This is a genomic window from Acidovorax sp. 107 (assembly GCF_003058055.1).
GTDB lineage: Bacteria > Pseudomonadota > Gammaproteobacteria > Burkholderiales > Burkholderiaceae_C > Acidovorax.
In genome coordinates this window covers 1,815,255-1,835,917 of the sequence record NZ_QBTZ01000001.1, presented here as the reverse complement: position 1 = coordinate 1,835,917, position 20,663 = coordinate 1,815,255, and the positions used below count along the sequence as shown (strand labels likewise).

Below are 20,663 nucleotides of genomic sequence, written 5' to 3'. Positions count from 1 at the left end.
CATCTCTGCCACCGCCTTTTTCCTCCATGCCCCTGGGCCCTGAAGCACTGCAAGCCGTCTGGCTGACCCTGCAGCTTGCCACCCTCACCACCCTCGTGCTGCTGTTGATCGCCACGCCGCTGGCCTGGTGGCTGTCGCAAACCGAGTCGTGGTGGAAGGGGCCGGTGGGCGCCTTCGTGACCCTGCCGCTGGTGCTGCCGCCCTCGGTGCTTGGCTTTTACCTGCTGGTGGCCATGGGGCCCGCCGGGCCGCTGGGGCAGTTCACGCAGGCCATGGGCTGGGGCCTGCTGTCGTTCACTTTTACCGGGTTGGTGATTGGCTCGGTGGTGTTTTCGATGCCGTTTGCGGTGCAGCCGCTGCAGCACGCTTTCGAGTCCATGGGTCGCCGCCCGATGGAGGTGGCCGCCACCCTGCGGGCCAGCCCGCTGGATGCGTTTTTTACCGTGGCCCTCCCGCAGGCCCGCACTGGCCTGCTCACCGCAGCCATCCTGAGTTTTGCCCACACGGTGGGCGAGTTTGGCGTGGTGCTGATGATTGGCGGCAATATCCCGGGCAAGACACGGGTGGTCTCGACCCAGATCTACGGCCATGTCGAGGCCATGGAATACGCCCAGGCGCACTGGCTGGCGGGCGGCATGGTGCTGTTCTCGTTCGTGGTGCTGCTGTGCCTGGCGCTGCTCAAGAACCGTGGCTCGCGGGTGCTGCCATGAGTGCGCCCGGCGACCTGCGCATCCGGCTCGCGCTGCCGCGTGCCGACTTTGAACTGAATGTGGACTTGCACCTGCCCGGTAGCGGTATCACGGTGTTGTTCGGCACATCGGGCTCGGGCAAAACCAGCGTGCTGCGCTGTGTGGCGGGGCTGGAGCGCGCACGCCCTGGCCTGGTGGCCGTGGCCGGCGAGGTGTGGCAAGACGATGCTGCCCAGGTGTTTCTGCCCACGCACCAGCGGGCGCTGGGCTATGTGTTCCAGGAGGCCAGCTTGTTCGAGCACCTCAACGTGCTGGGCAACCTGCGGTATGGCCTGAATCGCGCCCGGTCTGCGCAGGCCGAGGCCACGCTGCAGGCCGCCATCGAGCTGCTGGGCATCGGCCGCCTGCTGCAGCGCCGGCCGGGCCAGCTGTCGGGCGGCGAGCGCCAGCGGGTGGCCATTGCCCGCGCCCTGGCAACCTCGCCCCGCCTGCTGCTGCTGGACGAACCCATGGCCGCCCTTGACCTGGCGCGGCGCCAGGAAATCATGCCCTGGCTGGAGCGCCTGCGCGATGAGCTGCACATTCCCATGCTGTATGTCACGCACTCTGCCGACGAACTGGCGCGGCTGGCCGACCACCTGGTAGTGCTGGGCGGAGGCCGGGTGAAGGCCGCCGGGCCGGTGGACCAGGTGCTGTCGTCCGTACAACTGCCGGTGGTGCTGGGCGACGACGCGGGCGCACTGCTGCGCGGCCAGGTGCTGGAGCGGGACACGGCCTGGCATCTGGCGCGCGTGGGCTTTGCAGGTGGCGCCATGTGGTTGCGCGACAGCGGCCTGCCCGTGGGCCAGTCGGTGCGGCTGCGGGTGCTGGCCCGCGATGTGAGCCTGACGGTGCAGGAGCCCATGCAGACCAGCATCCAGAACCACCTGCCCTGCGTGATCGACTCCATAGCGCCCGACGCACACCCTTCGCAGGCGCTGGTGCGGCTGCGCTGTGGCGAGTCATTTTTGCTGGCGCGGGTCACCCACCGGTCCCTGCACGCGCTGGGCGTGGCACCCGGCAGCACGGTGTGGGCCCAGGTCAAATCGGTGGCGATTGTTCCTTGAGCCAGCCGCTTGCGGCCCTGCAGCCCGAATCAGCACGCCCTCGCCAGGCGTGGCCACGACGCCTTATTGGGTCACGCACACGCCCAATGACTGACTTTTGGCCCGGTACATGGCAGTGTCTGCCGCGCGCAGGTAGTCGTCGACGGTTGCAAGCCTGGATGCGCTGCTGACCAACCCGATACTCGCGCCACTGATCACGGTGTGTTCGCCAATCACATAGGGCGCAGCAAGCGCGGCCGCGATCTGCTGGGCGCGTTGGCTGGCTTCAGCGAGATCAATCGACTCCAACAGCACATTGAACTCGTCGCCACTCATGCGCGCGACCAGATCCACCGCTCGCACGCAGGATTCGAGCCGCCGCGCCACCTGCTGCAGTAGCTGGTCTCCCACATGGTGTCCGTAGCAGTCGTTGACCGCCTTGAACCCGTTGAGGTCCAGCAGCAGCACGGCGAACATCGTGGCTCCACCGCGCGTCGGTACGCCATCACCGTTCTCCGCCTCAATCTGGTGCAGCGCGATCAGTTGCGCAAGGCGGTCGTGGAACAGCGGCCGGCCGGGCAAGTTGGTCAGCGCGTCGTAGGAGCTGCCGCGCTCGGCCAGATCGCTCAACGAGCCTGCCATGCGCACCGCAACGCCCTCTTCGAACTCGGCGAGTCCGCGCCAATTGACCCATACCAGCCGTCCCGCTCCGTGGAACGCGCGGAAGTCCACCGAAAAATTCGCGCTGCTTCCGGACAGGTGCCTGCGGTAGGCCTCCTGTACGCGGGCGCGATCCTCGCGGTCGATGAGTTGCTCCAGAAAGCGCCAGCCGCCCTCATACACATGATCGCGGTTACCCAGCCCGACGATCTGGAGAAAGCGCCCCGACACATGCAGGGTGTCCGTGCGCAAGTCCCAATACCAGATGCCGTCATTGGACCCGCGGGTCGCCAGCGAATAGCGGTTTTCGGAGCGCAGCAATTCAAGCTCGGTGTTCTTCTCCTGGGTAACGTCGATCATCAGGCCGATCATGCGGTTCGGCCGGCCGGGTTCGACCACCGCGCGGCACAGGTCACGCACCCACACGACCTTGCCCGACTTGGCAATCAGCCGGTAGCTCATCTCGTAGGCGTGGCTGTGCGTGGCGTTGTAAGCGGCATCGTCGATGCGCAGGGCCTCCTCCAGATCATCGGGATGCACATGCGCCCGCCAGAAGCCCGGGTCGGCCCGCCACTCCTCGACGGAATAGCCGAACAAGCGTTCGACCTGCGGGCTCAGAAAGGTGTTGCCCACGCCGATTTCAGCTTCCCACACCACACCGTCAATGGTTTCCAGCAAGCGCAGAAAGCGCTGGCGAACCTCCACCAGCACCTGCTCGGTGACCTCGGTGATCTCGATCAGGACACCCTGGCGGCTGATCACCCGCTCCGCCGCATCTGTCTCGGGGTGGAACTGCAGCCGCACCCAGCGGTAGTCCGCGTCGGCAAAGCGCAGGCGGAACACCGGCATACCCGAACGCATGGTGCCGATGTCGTCGGGATGCACGAACTCCAGCAAAGACCGGCCGAGCGCAGTCTCCACTGGATGGCCGGTGAGCTTGTGCCACGCCGGGTTCAGATACGTGATCTCCCACAGCGCATCGGTCTGCACCACCGCCTCAGGGAGCAGTTGCAGCAGGTTCGCGGATGGCGTTGGGGTGGTGGGCATGCAGGGATATCGCAAAACGGGTCAGATACATGCAGGGCCGCGTTGAGCAAGTCCTTGGTGTGTCGCGCAGCCCGGCATTGGGTTGCCCGCTGCGGTGCCAATCCTATTCCAGAATCGGGCGTGCGCGATCACGATGACCGAGGCAGCATCGCGTTCACGGAGCGAAAGATCAACTGTGTCAAACCGAGGATGGTGTGAATCCAGGCCGCTCTTGGCTTGGGTAGTTTGGGACCTGGAGATACGTGAGCGGGCAATCCTCTTCCTCGGCGCTGGCTCACTCACGTCACGACGGCGTTAACGTTCAGAACGCCACCTTCACCCCCAGCGTGATGTTGCGGCCCATCAGCGGCGCAGCGGTCTTGATGAACGAGGTGTGCGCGTACGCCAGGCGGTCCGTCAGGTTGTTGGCCTTCAGGTACACCTGCCAAGGGGTGCCGCTGCTGCTGAACTGACCGTTGTAGCTCACGCCCAGGTTCAGCATGCCGTAGCCGGGCGTGGCGGTTTCAAAGTCGGCCACGCGGTTCTGGCGGGCCACCTGCACCCATTCCACCTGGCCTTCCCACGCCTGCCAGTTGGCGTCCAGCCGTACACCGGCGCGGGTGGCCGGGATGCGCGGCAGCAGGCCACCGCCGTCCAGCTTGGCGCGCACGGTGTCGCCAAACAGCGTGATGCCCAAATTGCGCGTGAGGCGCTGGCGCACCTGACCTTCAATGCCGGTGAAGGTGGCGTCGGCCTGGCTGTACTGCAGCAGCTGCAGCCCATCCAGCTCGTCCAGCGTGCGGCCGTAGATGTAGTTGTTGATGCGGTTGCGGAACACGCTCACGCCAAAGGTGGTGTCGCCACTGGTCTTCTTCAGGCTGACATCGATGTTCTGCGAGATTTCGGAGCGCAGGTCGGCATTGCCGCGTTCGTACGTGCTGGTGGCCATGTGCAGGCCCTGGGCGTACAGCTCTTCGGCCGACGGGGCGCGGCTGGCGCGGGTGAACGAGGTGCCCACCTGGTAGCCGGGCGTGAACTTCCACACCGCGCCCAGCGATGCCGAAGTGCCGTTGTGGCTGCGCTCGATGCCGCTGGTCTGGGCCTCGGCCGTCTGGCGGTCGTGGCGCAGGGCCGCTTCAAAGCGCCAGTCGTTCCAGCGGTACTCCTCCAGCACGAAGAGGCCCGTCTTGCGGGTCACGGTGGGCTGCACATAGGCCTCCTCGCCCTCGGCGCTGAACTTGCGCTGCGAGGTCTGCAGGCCGATCACGCCCTTGAAGCCACCGATGGGCTCGTGCTGCAGTTCCACGCGCGTGTCGTAGGCCTTGTTCTTGAAAGTGGTGCTGATGGCACCGTCTTCGACCTCATCATGTTTGTAGTCGGTGACGCCCGCGCGCAGACGCAGTGCCGAGAAGCCCGCAAACGGGTTGCGCAGCTCGCCCCGCACGTCAAAGCGTTCGCTGCGCAGGTCCACCACCGGCACATCGCCTGCCGCAGCGTCATGGTCGTGGTCATGGCCGTCGGCTTCGTCGTCCGCATGGGCGCTGCAGTGCAGGTGGTCGCCATGGGTGTGGCAGCCGTCAAAGCTGTGGTTGTGGCCAGGCAGGCCGTATTTGGCGGTCTGGCGGGTGTAGGCCGCCCCCAGGTAGCCCTGGTCGCCCACCCAAGACAGGCCCACGCTGCCAGCGTCGGTGCGGTTGAAGCTGCCCAGCACCTTGCTGCCGCCCGACCAGCCCTTGCCCACGCGGTAGTCGCCCGCGTCCCGCGCCACGCCTTCCACATGCACAGCCAGGTTGCCCGCCCCACCCGTCAGCGAAAAGGCCCCGGCGCCCTCACCCGCCCCCGAGTTGGCGCGCAGCTCGGCACTGCCTTCGTAGCCCTTTTGCGGAATGGCGGTGGGCACCTTGCCGTCGAGCACGTTGACCACGCCGCCCACGGCGCCATTGCCATAGACCAGGGCCGAGGGACCGCGCAGCACCTCGATCTGCGTGGCCAGCAGCGGCTCGGACACCACGGCGTGGTCGGGGCTGATGGTGGAGGCGTCGTGCAGCTCGGCGCCATCGCTCAGCACCTTGACGCGCGGGCCGTCCATGCCGCGGATGATGGGGCGGCTGGCACCGGCGCCAAAGTGGCTGCTGGTGATGCCGGGTTCGCTGTTCAGCGTTTCGCCCAGCGTGGCCTCGCGGCGCCGCACCAGTTCATCGCCTTCCAGCACGGTGGCGGGGGTGGTCATGTCGCTGGCGCCCAGTTGCAGGCCGCTGGCCGACACGGTGACAGCGGGCAGGCTGGGTGCGGCATCCGCCGCCGCAGCGGGCGCGGGCACGGGCGCGGGCGCGGGCGCAGTCTGCGCCTGGGTGGCAACGCTGGTGCTGGACAGCGCCAGCAGAGTTGCCAGAGCCACGGGGTGGAGGGCCGGACGGGCGCGGCGGGAAATAAAGCGGTGGTTAGAAAAGGTGTGGGTCATGGTGGTGGCCTGCAACAAGGCATGCGCGGCGCTGGCGGTGCCAACGCGCCTGCGCATGCCGACCCGCGCCCCGGGCGCGAGTTGATGAATAAAACCGCTGCAAGCGCTAGTGAAATATGCGCAAGCAGCTATGAAAACAGGAGTAATGATGGACGCGCCGTGGTACGGCCGCTGGCAGCCGCCAGCTCAACCTGCGTATTGCGGCCTGCAGACCGCGCCCCTCGCCAGCAGGCACAACACCGCCGCGTTGCCCTGCAAGGCACACAGCGGGTACGCCGACTGAGAAGGTGGGGCTAGGGACCCTCTGCACAAATCAGCGCGCCGTGTGCATCAGCGGGCCCGGGCGGTCTGCCGCGTTGCAAATACTCGCAATAGCTACCGCTATTGCTGCGTTTTGCGCCTTGCAGCCCTTCCCGATCCGCTGCGCCCACTTGCCGCTTGATTCGTGTAGAGGGTTCCTAGAGGTGCGCTGCGCGTCAGGCGACCGGCGGGCCGCGCGCGTGGAACAGCGCAATGTGGGGTGTGCTCGACCGCCCTGCCACGTGCACCGTGGGCGGCAGTGGCGCATCGGCCGCAGGCAGCGCCAGCGGGGCGGCATGCAATGCGTCGCCCAGCGCCAGCTGGTCGAGCAACAGGCAGTCCACCGGCGCGTGGTGGGCCAGCAGATACGGCAGCCACAGACTGTGGCCAGGTGTGGCAGCGGGCCGCGCAGTGGGGGCCGGGTCCCACGCCGTTTGCCCGGGCAGCGACGACGGCGCGGCCAGTAGCCCGGCATGGGCCTGGTCCAGCGCGCCCCCGTGCACCACCTGGTGCAGCCGCCCCAGCGTGGGCACAACCACCAGGGCCAGCAGCAGCCACGCCAACGCCACGCGCCGCACCACCGCGCTGCGCAGGGCGGCGGACGGCAGGTACGGGGGACGAAGAAGCGAGCGGGTCACGTCAGGAACGAAAGGGAAAAGGATTGCGGCAGAAGCGGCAGCGCCAAAAGCCGTGGATCATTTCACCGGCACCGCGTCCACCACGCGGTAGTACAGGCCATAGGGGTCATTGGGCAGCACGGTGAACTTGCCCTCCACCACCACGGGCTCCAGCGAATAGCGCACGGGCGTCTTGGCCTTGACCTCGACCATGCTCTCCGGCCCGCCCGGTGTGCAGAACGAGCAGGTCAGCGGCACGGAGGTAAGGATGAAGTGCGTCTGCGTCGGCTTGGCGTCCAGCGGCACCATGAAGCCCTGGATGCGCTGCGTGGTCTTGTCCATGCCCTTCTGGGCGTCGTTGAACACGGGCAGGATGCCGTCCTTGGTGGTTTTCTTGCTCAGGTCTGTCAGCACCGACCAGGGCACCACATCGTTGCGCTGCGGCAGCGGCGCAATCGGGCTGTTGGGGCTGTGATACCCCGCGCCCGACCCCGCAGGCACCGCAGTGCCCGCGCCCGCAGGCAGCGGCGAGGACAGCACCGGCGCAGCGGCCGCGCCTTCTTTGGCGCGCTCAAAAGCGCCCGGCGCGGGTTTGGTGGCACCGCCTTGCTGCGCATGTGCACCGCCTGCCAGAGCCATCGCGGCGGCAATACAAGCCAGGCGAGCCATCCGGCCGGTGACGGGCAAGGGGTTCAAGGTGCAGGACATGGCGGGGACTCCGGGCGAACAAGCTTCAAAACAAACAGGCGCTCAGTGCGCGTGTTTCATGCCGCAGTATTTTCCGATGGCCAGGTTCCGGCACGCAGCCTGCAGGTCTTTCTGGCACTGGTCGTGGCCCTTGCCGGATTCCAGGCACTTGGCAGCCGCCTCGTGCGCCGCGGCCATCGCACGGTGGCGGGCGATGTCTTCCTGGGTGTCCTTGTCGTTGTGGGCTTGCGCGTGGACCAGTGCCCCAACGAGGAGCATGGGGGCCAGGGCGAGCGCGGAGATGAGGTGCTTCATGAAGGGTCCTTCCAGGTGATTCAGAGAACTGGGTCAAACAAAAACGGGGGTGTTCAACGGGGCGGTCATGGCTGGCTGAGCAGATCGGCCACATCGGTCCGGTAGGCCTGCATCGCCGGCAGCAGCGCGGCCACCGCCGCCACGCCTGCGGCCAGCAGTGGCACCCCCGCTTCGGCGGGCAGCCAGATCCAGCCCGTCACCGGTAGCAAGCCCTGCGCCTGCAATGCCCAGCCCAGGGCCTGCGCCAGGCCGTGGCCCAGCAGCAACCCCAGCATGGACGCGAGCGCGGCCAGCCAAAGGGCCTCCCACAGCACCAGCCCTGCCACGCGGCCCGGCGGCGCTCCCAGCATGCGAAGCATGGCCAGGTCAGCGCGGCGCTCGCGCACGGCATTCCACAAGGCGATGAACACACTGAGCGCGGCCACGGCCAGCAGCACGCCCCCAAAGGCGCGCAACACGTCGGCGCCCACGCCCAGCAGGCGCAGCAGGCGTGTAACTTCGATAGCAGGCGCCGCCGCCTGCATTGATGTGCCGCCGTTGATCAGGCGCGGCAACGTGATGGCCGCCATGGGCGTGCGGTAGCGCACCAGGGCCACGGTCACCTCGCGCTCTTCCTTCAGGATTTCCAGGTCTTCGGCATCGTTGGCCGTGGCGGTCTCGTGCACCATCCAGACGGATTCGGTGCTGGTCAGGATCAGGCGGTCCAGCACACAGCCGCAGGGCGCCAGCACGCCGCTCACGCGGTAGGGGTGGTCGCCGTGCGCATGCCCTCCTCCACCCAGGCCGTGGCTGCCGATGAAGGTGGCGCCGACCAGCGGCGCGCCTTGGTGGCTGGCTTTGACAATGCCCCGCGCCACGCTGGCGCCCAGCACCGCGTCCATCGGCTGCTGCCACAGCGCGCCTTCGGCCAGCGTGGCCCCGTAGTGCGTGATGTAGTCCCGCGTGGTGCCCACAATGCGAAAGCCCTGGTAGCTGTCGCCAAGGCTGAGCGGGATGACCTGCGCCACCAGCGGGTTCTTCTGCAGCGTCTGCACCTCTTGCAGCGGGATATTGCCCGTGGGCACATCGATGTGGAACACGCCCGCCAGGATGAGCTGCAGCGGGCTGCCCTTGGCGCCCACCACGAGGTCGATGCCGCTCAGGTCGCGCTCGAACGCCTTGTCGAGCTGCGTGGCCACCAGCAGCACCAGCGTGATGGCGGCGAGGCCCAGCGTGAGCACCAGCAGGTTGAGCACGGCCGCCAGCGGGCGCGACCACAGGTAGTGCCAGGATAGGCGGGCAAGAATTACTATGTTTTTCATAGCTACTCGCGCCCGTCCGTTGAGCAGTAGGCCGCAATTTCATTCAAATCCAGCGTCTGCGCACCGGCCAAGGCCTGCACCACACGCTGGTCATGCGTGGCAATCACCAGGCTGGCATCGCAGGCCGCGGCGCTGTGCTGCAGCAGCGCCAGAGCATCCGCAGCCGCCTCGTCGTCCAGGCTGGCCGTGGGCTCATCGGCCAGCAGCACCTGCGGCGCTAAAAGGACGGCCCGCGCCAGCGCCACACGCTGCGCCTGCCCGCCGGAGAGCTGGTGCGGTTTGCGCGCGGCCAGTTCGGCCACTCCCACTTGGTTGAGTGCACGGTGGATGGCCGCAGCGTCGCGCGGCAGCCCTGCTGCAAAGTAAGCCAGTGCCAGGTTGTCCGCCACGGTGAGTGCGCTGCTGAGGTACAGCTTCTGCGGCAAAAAGCCGATGTTGCGGGCGCGCCAGGCATCAATCTCGGCCCCACGCTGAGTGCCCAGTTGGGTGCCCGCCACAAACAGGTCACCTCCGCTGGCACCGCGCAGCCCCGCCATCAGCGCCAGCCAGGTCGATTTGCCGGTGCCCGAGCGCCCACGCAGCAGCAGCGTGCCGCCCTGGCGGAGGTCAACATCCGGAAAGCGCAGCGGCGCCGCGCCAGCCGTGGCATAGGTGTAGGAAAGCCCCCGGGTACGGATCATGCGGCGGCACCCTCTGCCGAGTGCGCACAGTCGGCACAGCGTCCGTGCACGGCAACGTCCACCGCCAGGCTCTCATGCCCTGCAGTGGCCAGCGCCTGCAGCACCTGCCGGAGGGCCTTTTGCACCTTGGCCGAACCCTGCGACAGGCGGAACTGGCGATGGCAGTCGTCGCATTCAAAGCGCGGTGCAGCACCCTCTTCCCCTCGCGGGGCCAGCGCATACCGCGTCACGCGGGCGGCATCCACCTGCTTGTGCAGCAGCCCGGCAGCGGCAAAACGGTCGAGCATGCGGTAGACCGTGACCTTGTTGACGGCAACACCTGCTTCGGCCAGGGCCGCTTCAACCTCGGGCTCTGACAGGGCCGCGTCCGGCCGTGCTTCGTACACCGCCGCCAACGCCCTGGTGGCGCGGGTGGCGCGCATGCCGGAAGGAAGCGACCAGGACTGGAGACGTTGAGGGGACGGTAAGGGCATGGGTGGTGCGGATGAACTGCGCATAACGCAATCGGGTTGCATTATGCCCGCACAAAGCGTCACCCCGAGGAATTTGCTCACCCTCCCTTCGGTGAACCCACAGAGCAAGATGCAGATGCCGCCCCCTTGATGGTCATCTGCGTCGCAGCGTCAGCCCTTCAAATACCGTGCAAACGTCTTGCGAAACTTCTCAACCTTAGGCCCCACCACAAACGCGCAGTAGCCCGCGTTGGGGTGCTTAGCAAAGTAGTCCTGGTGGTAGGCCTCGGCCGTGCTGTAGTTCGAGAGCGGCTTCACCTCGGTGGTGATGGGCGCGCCAAACAGCTTGTCTTGCGACATCTGGCGGATCATGGCGTTGGCGTTCTCGCCGTGCTCGGGGTTGTCGTAGTAGATGCCGCTGCGGTACTGCGTGCCCACGTCGTTGCCCTGGCGGTTGAGGGTGGTCGGGTCGTGGGTGTGGAAGAAGATTTCCAGAATTTCTTCCAGGCTGATTTCGTCGGCGTCGAACGTGAGGCGCACCACCTCGGCGTGGCCGGTGTCGCCCTGGCAGATCTGCTCGTAGCTGGGGTTGATGGTGTGGCCGTTGGTGTAGCCGCTTTCCACGTCGGTGATGCCGCGCACGCGGTCGAACACGGCTTCGGTGCACCAGAAGCAGCCGCCGCCGAGGGTGATGGTTTGTGGGTTGTGGGCCATGTGGGTCTCCATGCAGTTCGGGGGAAGAACTTTGCCGGCATGGTACGCGCCCTCACCCGCCGCAGTGCGGGCGGGGGCATTGGCTCTGTGCGGCTTGGCGGCTATTCCGTTTCCAAGTCATTCGTGTCTAGGCGCGAAGCTGCAGACAGTGCTGTAGCACGGCAAGGCGAAGCAACAACGACACGGATGATTTAGAAGCGGAATTTACTCGTACTGGCGGCCTTGGGCCATAAGCTCGGGCGTGCCGATCAGCGCATTCAAGCCGTCAAAGTCCATCATCCGGTCCTTGAAGGGCGCTGTGGTCTGGTGCGTGTGCAGGCTGGCGTAGTAGCCCTGCAGCGTGTGCGCCACCGCACGGGCCGTGCCGCCGGGGAAGATCACGATGCGAAAGCCGCGCTGCTGCAGCTCGGCCGCACTCTGGATCGGTGTCTTGCCACCTTCGACCATGTTGGCCAGCAGCGGGATACGGTGGGCAAAGCGCTGGCAGGCTGCGTCCATCTGCTCGGGGGTGCGCAGGGCCTCGATGAAGAGCGCGTCCACACCACACTCCAAGTACGCCTCGGCGCGGTCGAAGGCTGCGTCGATACCCTCGACGGCCAGCGCGTCGGTGCGGGCCAGGATTAGGGTGTGGGCGCTGCGGCGCGCATCCAGCGCGGCCTTGAGCTTGCCGCACATCTCGGCCACGGGCACCACTGTCTTGCCGTCCAGATGCCCGCAGCGCTTGGGAAAGCCCTGGTCCTCGATCTGCACCATGGCCGCGCCTGCGCGCTCAAAGCCGCGCACGGTGCGCTGGGTGTTAAGTGCGTTGCCGAAGCCGGTGTCGGCATCGACGATAACGGGCGTGCGCACGCGCTCGGTGATGCGGGCCAGGGTGTCTTCCACCTCGGTGTAGGTGGTCAGGCCCACGTCCGAGCGGCCCAGGCGCGTGTAGGCAATGGAGGCGCCCGAGAGGTACAGCGCCTCGAAGCCCACCTGTTCGGCCACCAGGGCGCTCAGGGCGTCGTACACGCCGGGGGCCAGCATGGCGCGGGGTTCGTGCAGGCGTTCTTTCAACGATGAGGTGGTCATGTCTTCAGACTTTCTGGCGGGTCAGTTCTGCCGCCGTGTGCGCAGCGATGTAGCCACCGGCCACGGCGCTGAGCAGGCCGTTGCCGGAGAGATAGCCCCAGACCGCGTCGCCCGACACGCCCCGCGCGGCGCCGCCTGCGGCCAGCAGATTGGGAAACGGCTGGCCGTGCTGCCCGAGCACGCGGCACTGGGCGTCAATGTCCAGCCCGCCCTGGGTGTGGAACAGCGCGCCGGTCACCTTGACGGCGCAGAACGGCGCCTGCAGTGGACGGGTAAAAGTGCGGTGATTTGCATCATTTTGGCCACTACCGCCCGTATGGCTTGCGAGAGTAGCTATCAATTTTGACTCTTCACAGCCAATCACAGCCGCCAGCGCCTGCACGCTGTCGCAGTGCTTGACGGCACCCGCCGCCTCGGCATCCACAAAGTCCGGGAAGCCACGGGCCAGCGCGAGGATGGGTGCATCGAACACATTCCAAGCCACGCCGCCCGGTTGCGCCAGCACATGCACCGAGGCCTCGGAGTAGCCCTGTGTCTCGTCGTGAAAGCGCTCGCCCAGCGCATTGACCTGGATGCCGCCTTCCATCATCAGCGCCCACGAGATCAGCGCGCCCTGCGGAATGGCCCAGGAGCCGTGGCCCTGGTAGCCACCCAGGTCGGCCAGCCGGGCACCCAGCGCCTGGCCCCAGGCAATGGCGCTGCCGTCATTGCCGGTGTGGCCGGAGAACAGCGCATCGCGCATCTCGGGCAGCAACTCGCGCACCATGGCCGGGTTACCGCCAAAGCCGTTGCAGGCCAGGATGAGTGCGTCGCAGGCCAGGTGCTCCAGCGTGCCGTCGGGCCGCTCGTAGCCCACGCCGATCACGCGCTGCTGGGCGTTGACCCACAGCTCGCGCACCGTGGCTTCGGTGATCAGCGGAATGTCCGCCGCCGTCACAGCGTTGGCCAAACGGCCCATCAGGCCCACGCCAGTTTTCTCGGGCGTGGCGTGCATGCGCCGCAAGCTGTGGCCGGGGTACAGAAATCCATCCAGCACCTGCCACTGCAGGCCGTGGCGTACTTGCAGTGCATCCAGCGCCGGGCCAATGGCCTGGGCGTAGACCTGCACCAGGTGCGGCGCCGCCCTGCCCTTGGCCTTGGCGCTGATGTCGGTGGCAAACCGCTCCGGGCTGTCGTCAATGCCCGCCGCGCGCTGCGCCTGCGTGCCGGGCGCAGGGATAAAGCCGGATGACAGGGCCGAGGAGCCCAGTGGCGTGGCGTCGCGCTCCAGCACGGCGCAGTCCACACCGGCGTCGTGCAGCATCAGCGCGGCTGTGAGGCCACAAGCGCCGCCACCCACGATGAGCACCGGCACATGGGCGTCTTGCGCCACGGTGCCGGGTAGATACTCGGCATGGCAGATGCGGGGCGTGCTCATGGGCGCATTCATGCGGAACGAGCCGCCACAGCGGCAGCAAAGTCGGCGCAGGCCAGCACCTGGGCCACGTTGGCCATGTCGGCCAGCGAGGTGTCGTGCACTGCTTGCTTGAAGGCCGCGCATCCGTCGGACAGCACCAGCGTCTGGTAGTCGCGCATGTGCGCATCGCGCACCGTGCTGGCCACGCCTCCGTTGGTGACGATGCCGCACACGGCCACGGTGGTGATGCCCGCGCGGCGCAGCACCCAGTCGAGCTGGGTGTTGAAGAAGGCCGAATACGCCACCTTGCACACCGACACGTCCACCCACGGTGCGATCTCGGCCACATGGGCCTGGCCGGTGCTGCCGGGTGCAAAGTCGCCACGGCGCAGAAACGGGCGCAAGGCCTTGAGATGGGGCGACACCATGGGCTCGCCCTGCGCGTCGGGCCACAGGGTGAACTGGCTCCCCACCACCATGCCACCCACCGCCTTGAGCGCTTGGGCCACCGCTGCCACCCGGGGCGGCAAGGCCTGGGCGGCAGCGCTCACGGCGCCACCGCGTGCATAGGCGCCATCCGGCGCCAGAAAGTCGTTTTGCAGGTCGATGATGACCAGCGCGGTGTGGCGCGGTTCAATAGCAGCGTGACTCATGCCGCGCCCCCCGCGTCGGCCCGCACCAGCAGATTGCCCAGCGGGTCCACCGTGGCGCTGAAGCCAGGCTCCAGCCAGACCGTGGTGTCGGGCTGCTCCAGGATGGCCGGGCCATCGATACAGGTGCCCACCGGCAGGTCCAGGCGTGCGTGGCGCGCGGCGTCCCACCAGCGGCCGGCGTGGAACACACGCTGCACACCCAGCGAGGGGTTCACCGTGGTGGTCTGCGGGGCCAGCACCGTCAGGTCGAACTTGGGGCGCACGCCGACACGGGCGTAGCGCAGGTTCATCACCCGCACGGCAATACCGTCAAGCACGCGGCCGAAGGCGGCGCGGTAGGCGGCCTCGAATGCGGCGGGGATGCCCTCGTGGCTCAGCGCATCGGCAGCCACAGGCACCTGCACGGTGTGCGTCTGCCCGGCGTAGAGCATGTCGAGCGCAATGACCTCCTGCACTTCCACAAACTTCACGCCCGCTGAATCGAGCCGTTGCTGGCAGGTGGCGGCCAGTGTGGCCACGCGCTGGCGCAGGTCGGCCACGTCCAGGTCGGCCAGGGGCTTGTTCAGCGTCTGCACCGCATCGTGGCGCATGTCGGCCATCACGCAGCCCAGGGCCGAGGTCACGCCGGGGTAGCGCGGCACGATGCCCGTGCCCACGCCCACCTCGCGCATCATGGCGCACACATGCAGCGCGCCGCCGCCGCCAAACGGCATATAGGCAAACTGGCGCGGGTCGTGCCCGCGCTCGATGGACACCACGCGCACGGCGCCCGCCATCTTGGCGTTGGCCACTGTGAGGATGGCTTCGGCAGCAGCCATCACGTCCAGGCCCAGGGGCTTGGCGACATGGGTCTCGATGGCATCGCGCGACTTTTGTGCGTCCATGGCGGCCAGCAGACCACCGCCCAGGGGGCGGTCGGCGGCAATGCGGCCCAGCAGCACGTTGGCATCGGTCACCGTGGGGCGCGTGTTGCCCCGGCCATAGCAGGCCGGGCCGGGGATGCTGCCCGCCGACTCGGGGCCCACCTGCAGCATGCCGCTAGCGTCTACCGAGGCGATGGAGCCGCCACCCGCGCCGATGGTCTCGATCTGGATCATGGGCGAGCGGACCACCATGCCGAACTCAATGGCCGTTTGTGCAGCCAGCGCCGCTTCGCCCTTAGCCACCAGCGACACGTCGAACGAGGTACCACCCATGTCGCCCGTGATTACATCGGGAAAGCCCGCAGCACGCGCAATCGCCGCGCAGGCAATCACGCCCGCCGCCGGGCCCGACAGCGCGGTGCGCACCGGCACATCGCACGCCGTCTGGCGCGACATCACGCCGCCGTTGCTCTGCACGATGAGCAGTTCACCGCCAAAGCCTTGTGTGCGCAGGTCGCCTTCCAGCCGTTCCAGGTAGCTGCCCACCACGGGCTGCAGGGCGGCGTTGAGCGTGGCGGTGGAGCAGCGCTCGAACTCACGGATTTCGGGCAGCACCTCGCTCGCGGCCGTCACATGCGGGTTGGGCCACACGCTGCGCACGGCGGCTACGGCGGCCTGTTCGTTGGCGGGGTTGGCATAGGTGTTGATGAAGAATACGCAGACGGCCTCGCAGCCAGCATGAAGCAGCGCACAGGCCTGGGCCTTGACCTGCTCCACATCCACCGGTGTGTGCACCGTGCCGTCGGCCAACACGCGCTCGTCCACCTCCAGCCGCAAGTCGCGCGGCACGATGGGCTCGAAGCTGCCACGCAGGCCCCAGGTCTGCGGCCGGTCGCGGCGGCGCATCTCCAGCACATCGCGAAAGCCGCGGGTGGTGATGATGCCGGTGCGCGCCACCTTGCGCTCCAGCAGCGCATTGGTGCCCACGGTGGTGCCGTGCACGATGGTGGCGATCTGCCCGGCCGAGTCGGCCACGCGCGCCACGCCATTCATGAAGCCGCGCGCCTCCTCGCCCCGGGTGCTGGGCACCTTGACGATGCGGGCGCTGCCGTCGCGCTCGTCCAGCACGAACAGGTCGGTGAAGGTGCCGCCCACGTCCACGCCCACCACATAGGACGCCTCGCTCAAAGCCTTGTCCGAAACCTTGCCGCTACTCATGCCTTGCCTTTCAATGCTTTCAGTGCGTTAGGGACGCTCACATAGCCCATCGCCAGATCCTTCTCACGCGCTGCCGCATCCCGCGCGGCTGGGGCACCGTAGCCACCGCCACCGGGGGTCTCCAGGCGGACGCGCTCGCCCTGCTTCAGGCGGATGCCAATCATCTTGGAGCGCATGGGTGGCTGCTTCCATTCACTATTGTTTTCATAGCTGAAAACGTTCATGGAACCGGCGCTACCGCCCGAAATGCCTTGAGGTGCGGCCTTGCCACGCTCGCCAAAGATGAAGACCTCGGCATCCTGCTCCAGCAGCTCAATTTCGTAGATAGCGCCCAGGCCGCCCCGTTGCTGGCCGTTGCCGCCCGAATCGGGCCGCAACGCCCACTGCGTGAAGCGCACGGGGTACGCCGCCTCCAGAATTTCGAGCGGCGGGATGGTGGCGGTGGAGATAGGCGCGTTGCCGTGGCTCAGGCCATCGCCATCGCTGTGCCCGCCGTGGCCGCCGCCGAAGAAGCTAAACATCACCCAGCGTTGGCCCTTGCGGGCGGCATCGGTGCGCAGCCCGGCGATGGACAGCGCGTTGATGGTGCCGTAGGCCTGGGCCATGGCGCGTTTGGGGTCGGCCTGCGCGGTGGCGCTGAAGATCACATCGATCATGCGCAGGATGGTTTCGGTGTAGCCACCCACGGGGCGCGGGCGCGCGGCGCTGATGACCAGCCCCTCGGGCAGCACAAAGTCCACGGCATCGAGCACACCCGCATTGGCGGGCACATCGGGGAACAAGTGCTTAAGGGCGACGTAGCACGCCGCAATGGCCGTGGCGCGCGAGATATTGACCGGCCCCGCGCACTGCGGCGAGGTGCGCGAGAAGTCCAGCGTGAGGCGGTCGCCCTGCACCGTCATGTCGAGCGCGATGGTCAGTGGCTCGTCCTTCACGCCGTCGTTGTCCAGGATGTCGCTGAAGCTGTAGCGCCCGTCGGGCAGCGCCGCGATGTGCGACTGCATGAGCTTGACGGCGCGCGTGCGCAGCTCACCCATGGCCTGCTGCACCTGGGCATCGCCGTATTGGTCCAGCAAGTCGTGCAGGCGGCGCTCGCCCAGGTCCAGCGCGGCCAGCTGGCCATTCAGGTCGCCCCACAGGCTGTCGGGCAGGCGGGTGTTGGCCTTGAGGATGGCGAGCACGTCGTCGTCGAACACCCCGCCGCGCACGATGCGCACCGGCGGAATCTGCACCGCTTCTTGCCAGCACTCGGTGGCGGCCGGGTTGTAGTTGCCGGGCACGTTGCCGCCCACGTCGTGCCAGTGCGCGGCCGATGCCAAGAAGCAGAACAGCTGCCCGTTGCGGAAGAATGGGCGCACCAGCTTGAAGTCGTTGGCGTGGGTGCCGCCCTCGTAGGGGTCGTTGAACAGCCAGGTATCGCCCGCCGTGATGCCGCCGCGCTCGCCCGCCGCCCGCATGGCCGCGCGCACGGCAAAGGCCATGGCACCCACGAAGACCGGCAGGCCGGACTTGCCTTGCACCAGCGTGTCGCCCGTGGTGGCGTCGTACAGGCCGTGGCAGGCGTCATGCGCCTCGGCAATGATGGGATTGAACGCGCTGCGGTACAGCGTGGCGTCCATCTCGTCAGCGATCTGCTCCAGCCGCCCGCGCAGCACGGCCAAGGTGACCGGGTCCATGACTGGGTCCATGGGCGGCGGGTTGGGGGTGTGTTCAGCCATGCAGGGGCTCCTTGCCAAAGCGGGCGCGCAGCTGGTTCATCAGCCCACCGGCGCGCACCATGTCCAAAAGAAACGGGGGAATCGGGTCGCAGGCCAGCACACGCCCCAGGGCGGTGGTGACCGAAGGTGTTTGTTCGTTCAGGGTGATGCCCTCCTCCTCCCCGATGGCGTCGGCCTCGGGGCAGGTCAGCAGCAGCAGGCCCAGGTTGAACGCGTTGCGAAAGTAAAGGCCACTGAACGACGGCGCAATTACCGCCGCCACGCCCAGGCGCACCAGCACGGCAGCCGCCTGCTCGCGCGACGAGCCAATGCCGAAGTTGGGCCCGGCCACGATCACATCACCTTTTCGTACACCCTGCACAAAGTCGGGGCGCACGGATTCAAGGCAGTGGCGTGCCAGCACGTCGATGCCGTGCTTCATGGCGTGGCCGGGGGCCAGCACGTCGGTGTCGACGTCGGCACCCAACTTCCAGACGCGGTGGATACTCGTCATGCCAACACCTCTCGGGGATCAGTAATGCAGCCACGCAGGGCCGAAGCTGCCACCGTGTAGGGCGAGGCCAGATACACCTGCGCCGTGGGCGAGCCCATGCGGCCCTTGAAATTGCGCGCCGTGCTGGAGATGACGTTGGTGGCGTCGCCCACCGTGTCGCCATAGCCCGCGCAGGCCCCACAGGTGGTGGGGAACAGTTCAGCCCCTGCGTCCTGCAGCACCTGCAGCACGCCTTCGGCCTGGGCAGCGGCTTGGTCGCGCTGGCTGGCCGGCGCGACCATCAGGCGCACGCTGGCGGCCACTCGCTGGCCACGCAACACGCTGGCGGCGGCGCGCAGGTCGTCCAACTTGGCGCCAGTACAGGCGCCGATATAGGCCACGTCAATGCCCTGCCCTGCATGCTGCGCCACGGGCGCGGCGTTGGCGGGGCTGTGCGGGGCGGCGACCTGGGGCGTGAGTGTGGTGGCGTCGAAAGTGTGGCGCGTCAAGTCAGCGCCTTCGTCCGTGCGCCAGGCATCCAGCCCCTGCAGGTCTGCATCGGGCACTCCTGCAGCCCGGAGCCAGTCGCTTGTCGTGGCGTCGGGGGCAATCAGCCCGGCCTGGGCACCCAGCTCGGCGCTCATGTTGGACAGGGTCATGCGCTCTTGCATGCCCAGCGCCTGTACGGCGGGACCGGCAAATTCCACGGCCTGATACTGGCCGCCGTTCATGCCAAAGCGGCCGATCATGTGCAGCATCATGTCCTTGGCGGTCACGCCTGCAGCCAACTGGCCGCTCCAGTGCATCTGCAGGGTGTGCGGCACGCGCAGCCAGATTTCACCGGTCACGACCACGCCCAGCATCTCGGTGCTGCCAATGCCGAACATGTAGGCGCCAAACGCGCCGCCCGTGGGCGAATGCGAGTCGCCGCCCACACAGAACATGCCGGGGCGGATGTGGCCGTGCTGGGGCACCACCACATGGCAGATACCCTGGCCGTCGTACACATGGGGCAGGTCCTGCTCGCGCGCCCAGTCGCGGGCGATGCGCACGATGCGGCGCGATTCGTCGTCGCGCTCGGGCAGGTAGTGGTCCATCACCAGGACCACGCGGCGCTTGTCCCAGATCTGGGCGCCCAGCTCTTCCAGCATGGGCTTGAGCCGACGCGGGCCGGACGAGTCGTGGAACATGGCCAGATCGACACGGCAATTGACGATCTCGCCGGGCGTGACGCGGTCGCGGCCACTGGCGCGGGCCACGAGCTTCTGCGCCAGCGTGCTCGGGGGGCTGGATGGGAGGCTCATTCGGGCTTGGCTCCAGAAAACTGCACCACCTTGGCCCAGCGCGGGATCTCGGCCTGCACAAAGCGCGCAAACTCTTCGGGGCTGTTGCCCACGGGCACGGCACCTTCGTGCTCCAGGCGCCGCTTCACATCGGGCGAGGCGATGGCTTGGCGCGCAGCGTCGCTGATGCGCTTGGCCAGCTCCGGGTTCATCTGCCCCGGGCCGAAAAGCCCGAACCAGGCACTGGATTCATAGCCGGGCAGCACCTCGGCAATCGCGGGCACATCGGGAAACGCAGGCAGGCGCTGTGCACTGGTCACCCCCAGCGCCTTGAGCTTGCCTGCGCGGATCTGCGCCTGGGCATTGCCCACGGCGGCAAACATCAGCTCCACCTGCCCGGCCAGCACATCCTGCAACGCGGGCGCAGTACCCCGATACGGAATGTTCACGATATAGGCGCCCGACTGCATCTTGAACGCGTCCCCCGCCAAGTGCAGGGACGAGCCCACGGCGCCGATCGCAAAGTTGAGCTTGCCGGGCTTGGCCTTGGCAAGGGCGATCAGTTCGCGCACATCCTTGGCAGGCACGGCGGGGTTGGCCACCAGCACCGAGGGCGAGGTCGCCACACAGGTCAGCGGCGTGAAGTCCTTGATGGGGTCGAACGGCGGCGTCTTGTACAGACTGGCGTTGATGGCATGGCTGGTGAAGCTCATCAGCAGGGTATTGCCATCGGGCGCGGCCTTGGCCACTGCGTCGGCCGCGATGTTGCCGCCCGCGCCAGGTCGGTTCTCGACAATGACGGTGCGGCCCAGCAGGCGGCCCATTTCAATGGCCAGGGTGCGCGCCAGCGTGTCGGTGGATCCACCGGCCGGGGCACCCACCAGGATGCGGATGGGGGTGTTACCTTGGGCCAGCGCCAGCGGGCCCTGCCACAGGGCGGGCGTGGCGCCCAGGGCAACCAAGAGATGACGGCGTGAAGTCATGGGGTGTGTCTCCAATCCTGTA

Annotated in this window: 19 protein-coding genes; 2 read left to right on the top strand and 17 right to left on the bottom strand. The window is 67.5% G+C overall.

What is annotated here, in order from left to right:
- Positions 1-26 precede the first annotated feature (26 nt).
- Positions 27-710 (top strand): molybdate ABC transporter permease subunit, encoded by a 684-nt coding sequence (modB, locus tag C8C99_RS08700; RefSeq protein ID WP_108625498.1) that lies wholly within the window; start codon positions 27-29, stop codon positions 708-710.
- Positions 707-1,795: a molybdenum ABC transporter ATP-binding protein gene (gene modC, locus C8C99_RS08695; protein WP_108625497.1), complete on the top strand. Its 1,089-nt coding sequence runs from the start codon at positions 707-709 to the stop codon at positions 1,793-1,795. The genes modB and modC overlap by 4 nt, the downstream gene beginning before the upstream one ends.
- A gap of 63 nt (positions 1,796-1,858) precedes the next feature.
- Here the strand turns inward: modC and C8C99_RS08690 are convergent, their stop codons facing one another.
- The 17 genes from C8C99_RS08690 to C8C99_RS08610 form a co-directional block, all read right to left on the bottom strand.
- The gene (locus tag C8C99_RS08690; protein ID WP_108625496.1) at positions 1,859-3,481 is read right to left on the bottom strand and encodes a sensor domain-containing diguanylate cyclase; all 1,623 of its coding nucleotides are present in this window, start codon (positions 3,479-3,481) and stop codon (positions 1,859-1,861) included.
- Between the two features lie 301 nt (positions 3,482-3,782).
- Positions 3,783-5,921 carry a TonB-dependent receptor domain-containing protein gene (locus C8C99_RS08685; RefSeq protein ID WP_108627091.1) on the bottom strand — a complete coding sequence of 713 codons (2,139 nt, stop codon included), beginning with the start codon at positions 5,919-5,921 and terminating at the stop codon, positions 3,783-3,785.
- Positions 5,922-6,397: 476 nt separating this feature from the next.
- A complete protein-coding gene (locus tag C8C99_RS08680; RefSeq protein ID WP_233247185.1) occupies positions 6,398-6,859 on the bottom strand; it encodes a hypothetical protein in 462 nt (153 codons plus the stop codon).
- A 57-nt stretch (positions 6,860-6,916) separates the two neighbouring features.
- Positions 6,917-7,546 (bottom strand): DUF3299 domain-containing protein, encoded by a 630-nt coding sequence (locus C8C99_RS08675; protein ID WP_108625495.1) that lies wholly within the window; start codon positions 7,544-7,546, stop codon positions 6,917-6,919.
- Between the two features lie 42 nt (positions 7,547-7,588).
- On the bottom strand, positions 7,589-7,840 hold the full coding sequence (locus tag C8C99_RS08670; RefSeq protein ID WP_108625494.1) for a hypothetical protein: 252 nt from the start codon (positions 7,838-7,840) through the stop codon (positions 7,589-7,591).
- A gap of 65 nt (positions 7,841-7,905) precedes the next feature.
- Positions 7,906-9,141 carry an FtsX-like permease family protein gene (locus C8C99_RS08665; RefSeq protein ID WP_108625493.1) on the bottom strand — a complete coding sequence of 412 codons (1,236 nt, stop codon included), beginning with the start codon at positions 9,139-9,141 and terminating at the stop codon, positions 7,906-7,908.
- Between the two features lie 2 nt (positions 9,142-9,143).
- Entirely contained in the window at positions 9,144-9,821 is a 678-nt protein-coding gene (locus C8C99_RS08660; protein WP_108625492.1) for an ATP-binding cassette domain-containing protein, read from the bottom strand.
- Positions 9,818-10,243, bottom strand: coding sequence for a transcriptional repressor (locus C8C99_RS08655; protein WP_108625491.1), 426 nt, complete (start codon positions 10,241-10,243; stop codon positions 9,818-9,820). Before C8C99_RS08655 ends, C8C99_RS08660 begins: the two co-directional genes overlap by 4 nt.
- Before the next feature lie 201 nt (positions 10,244-10,444).
- Complete coding sequence (gene msrA, locus C8C99_RS08650; RefSeq protein ID WP_108625490.1) at positions 10,445-10,987, bottom strand: peptide-methionine (S)-S-oxide reductase MsrA; 543 nt, start codon at positions 10,985-10,987, stop codon at positions 10,445-10,447.
- Between the two features lie 204 nt (positions 10,988-11,191).
- Positions 11,192-12,055, bottom strand: coding sequence for an oxaloacetate decarboxylase (locus C8C99_RS08645; RefSeq protein WP_108625489.1), 864 nt, complete (start codon positions 12,053-12,055; stop codon positions 11,192-11,194).
- A gap of 4 nt (positions 12,056-12,059) precedes the next feature.
- On the bottom strand, positions 12,060-13,472 hold the full coding sequence (locus C8C99_RS08640) for an FAD-dependent oxidoreductase (protein ID WP_108625488.1): 1,413 nt from the start codon (positions 13,470-13,472) through the stop codon (positions 12,060-12,062).
- 8 nt (positions 13,473-13,480) lie between these two features.
- Entirely contained in the window at positions 13,481-14,104 is a 624-nt protein-coding gene (locus tag C8C99_RS08635; protein ID WP_108625487.1) for a cysteine hydrolase family protein, read from the bottom strand.
- Complete coding sequence (locus tag C8C99_RS08630) at positions 14,101-16,185, bottom strand: hydantoinase/oxoprolinase family protein (RefSeq protein WP_108625486.1); 2,085 nt, start codon at positions 16,183-16,185, stop codon at positions 14,101-14,103. Before C8C99_RS08630 ends, C8C99_RS08635 begins: the two co-directional genes overlap by 4 nt.
- A complete protein-coding gene (locus tag C8C99_RS08625) occupies positions 16,182-17,903 on the bottom strand; it encodes a hydantoinase B/oxoprolinase family protein (RefSeq protein WP_233247184.1) in 1,722 nt (573 codons plus the stop codon). Before C8C99_RS08625 ends, C8C99_RS08630 begins: the two co-directional genes overlap by 4 nt.
- Positions 17,896-18,396 (bottom strand): 3-isopropylmalate dehydratase, encoded by a 501-nt coding sequence (locus C8C99_RS08620; RefSeq protein WP_056644472.1) that lies wholly within the window; start codon positions 18,394-18,396, stop codon positions 17,896-17,898. The genes C8C99_RS08625 and C8C99_RS08620 overlap by 8 nt, the downstream gene beginning before the upstream one ends.
- On the bottom strand, positions 18,393-19,679 hold the full coding sequence (locus C8C99_RS08615) for a 3-isopropylmalate dehydratase large subunit (protein WP_108625485.1): 1,287 nt from the start codon (positions 19,677-19,679) through the stop codon (positions 18,393-18,395). The genes C8C99_RS08620 and C8C99_RS08615 overlap by 4 nt, the downstream gene beginning before the upstream one ends.
- Positions 19,676-20,641, bottom strand: coding sequence for a tripartite tricarboxylate transporter substrate binding protein (locus C8C99_RS08610; protein ID WP_108625484.1), 966 nt, complete (start codon positions 20,639-20,641; stop codon positions 19,676-19,678). Before C8C99_RS08610 ends, C8C99_RS08615 begins: the two co-directional genes overlap by 4 nt.
- Between the last annotated feature and the right edge of the window lie 22 nt (positions 20,642-20,663).

Bases quoted from the DNA above. Each gene is read 5' to 3' on its own strand.
- modB (WP_108625498.1), top strand. From the start codon at position 27: ATGCCCCTGGGCCCTGAAGCACTGCAAGCCGTCTGGCTGACCCTGCAG.
- modC (WP_108625497.1), top strand. From the start codon at position 707: ATGAGTGCGCCCGGCGACCTGCGCATCCGGCTCGCGCTGCCGCGTGCC.
- C8C99_RS08690 (WP_108625496.1), bottom strand. From the start codon at position 3,481: ATGCCCACCACCCCAACGCCATCCGCGAACCTGCTGCAACTGCTCCCT.
- C8C99_RS08685 (WP_108627091.1), bottom strand. From the start codon at position 5,921: ATGACCCACACCTTTTCTAACCACCGCTTTATTTCCCGCCGCGCCCGT.
- C8C99_RS08675 (WP_108625495.1), bottom strand. From the start codon at position 7,546: ATGTCCTGCACCTTGAACCCCTTGCCCGTCACCGGCCGGATGGCTCGC.
- C8C99_RS08670 (WP_108625494.1), bottom strand. From the start codon at position 7,840: ATGAAGCACCTCATCTCCGCGCTCGCCCTGGCCCCCATGCTCCTCGTT.
- C8C99_RS08665 (WP_108625493.1), bottom strand. From the start codon at position 9,141: ATGAAAAACATAGTAATTCTTGCCCGCCTATCCTGGCACTACCTGTGG.
- C8C99_RS08660 (WP_108625492.1), bottom strand. From the start codon at position 9,821: ATGATCCGTACCCGGGGGCTTTCCTACACCTATGCCACGGCTGGCGCG.
- C8C99_RS08655 (WP_108625491.1), bottom strand. From the start codon at position 10,243: ATGCGCGCCACCCGCGCCACCAGGGCGTTGGCGGCGGTGTACGAAGCA.
- msrA (WP_108625490.1), bottom strand. From the start codon at position 10,987: ATGGCCCACAACCCACAAACCATCACCCTCGGCGGCGGCTGCTTCTGG.
- C8C99_RS08645 (WP_108625489.1), bottom strand. From the start codon at position 12,055: ATGACCACCTCATCGTTGAAAGAACGCCTGCACGAACCCCGCGCCATG.
- C8C99_RS08640 (WP_108625488.1), bottom strand. From the start codon at position 13,472: ATGAGCACGCCCCGCATCTGCCATGCCGAGTATCTACCCGGCACCGTG.
- C8C99_RS08635 (WP_108625487.1), bottom strand. From the start codon at position 14,104: ATGAGTCACGCTGCTATTGAACCGCGCCACACCGCGCTGGTCATCATC.
- C8C99_RS08630 (WP_108625486.1), bottom strand. From the start codon at position 16,185: ATGAGTAGCGGCAAGGTTTCGGACAAGGCTTTGAGCGAGGCGTCCTAT.
- C8C99_RS08625 (WP_233247184.1), bottom strand. From the start codon at position 17,903: ATGGCTGAACACACCCCCAACCCGCCGCCCATGGACCCAGTCATGGAC.
- C8C99_RS08620 (WP_056644472.1), bottom strand. From the start codon at position 18,396: ATGACGAGTATCCACCGCGTCTGGAAGTTGGGTGCCGACGTCGACACC.
- C8C99_RS08615 (WP_108625485.1), bottom strand. From the start codon at position 19,679: ATGAGCCTCCCATCCAGCCCCCCGAGCACGCTGGCGCAGAAGCTCGTG.
- C8C99_RS08610 (WP_108625484.1), bottom strand. From the start codon at position 20,641: ATGACTTCACGCCGTCATCTCTTGGTTGCCCTGGGCGCCACGCCCGCC.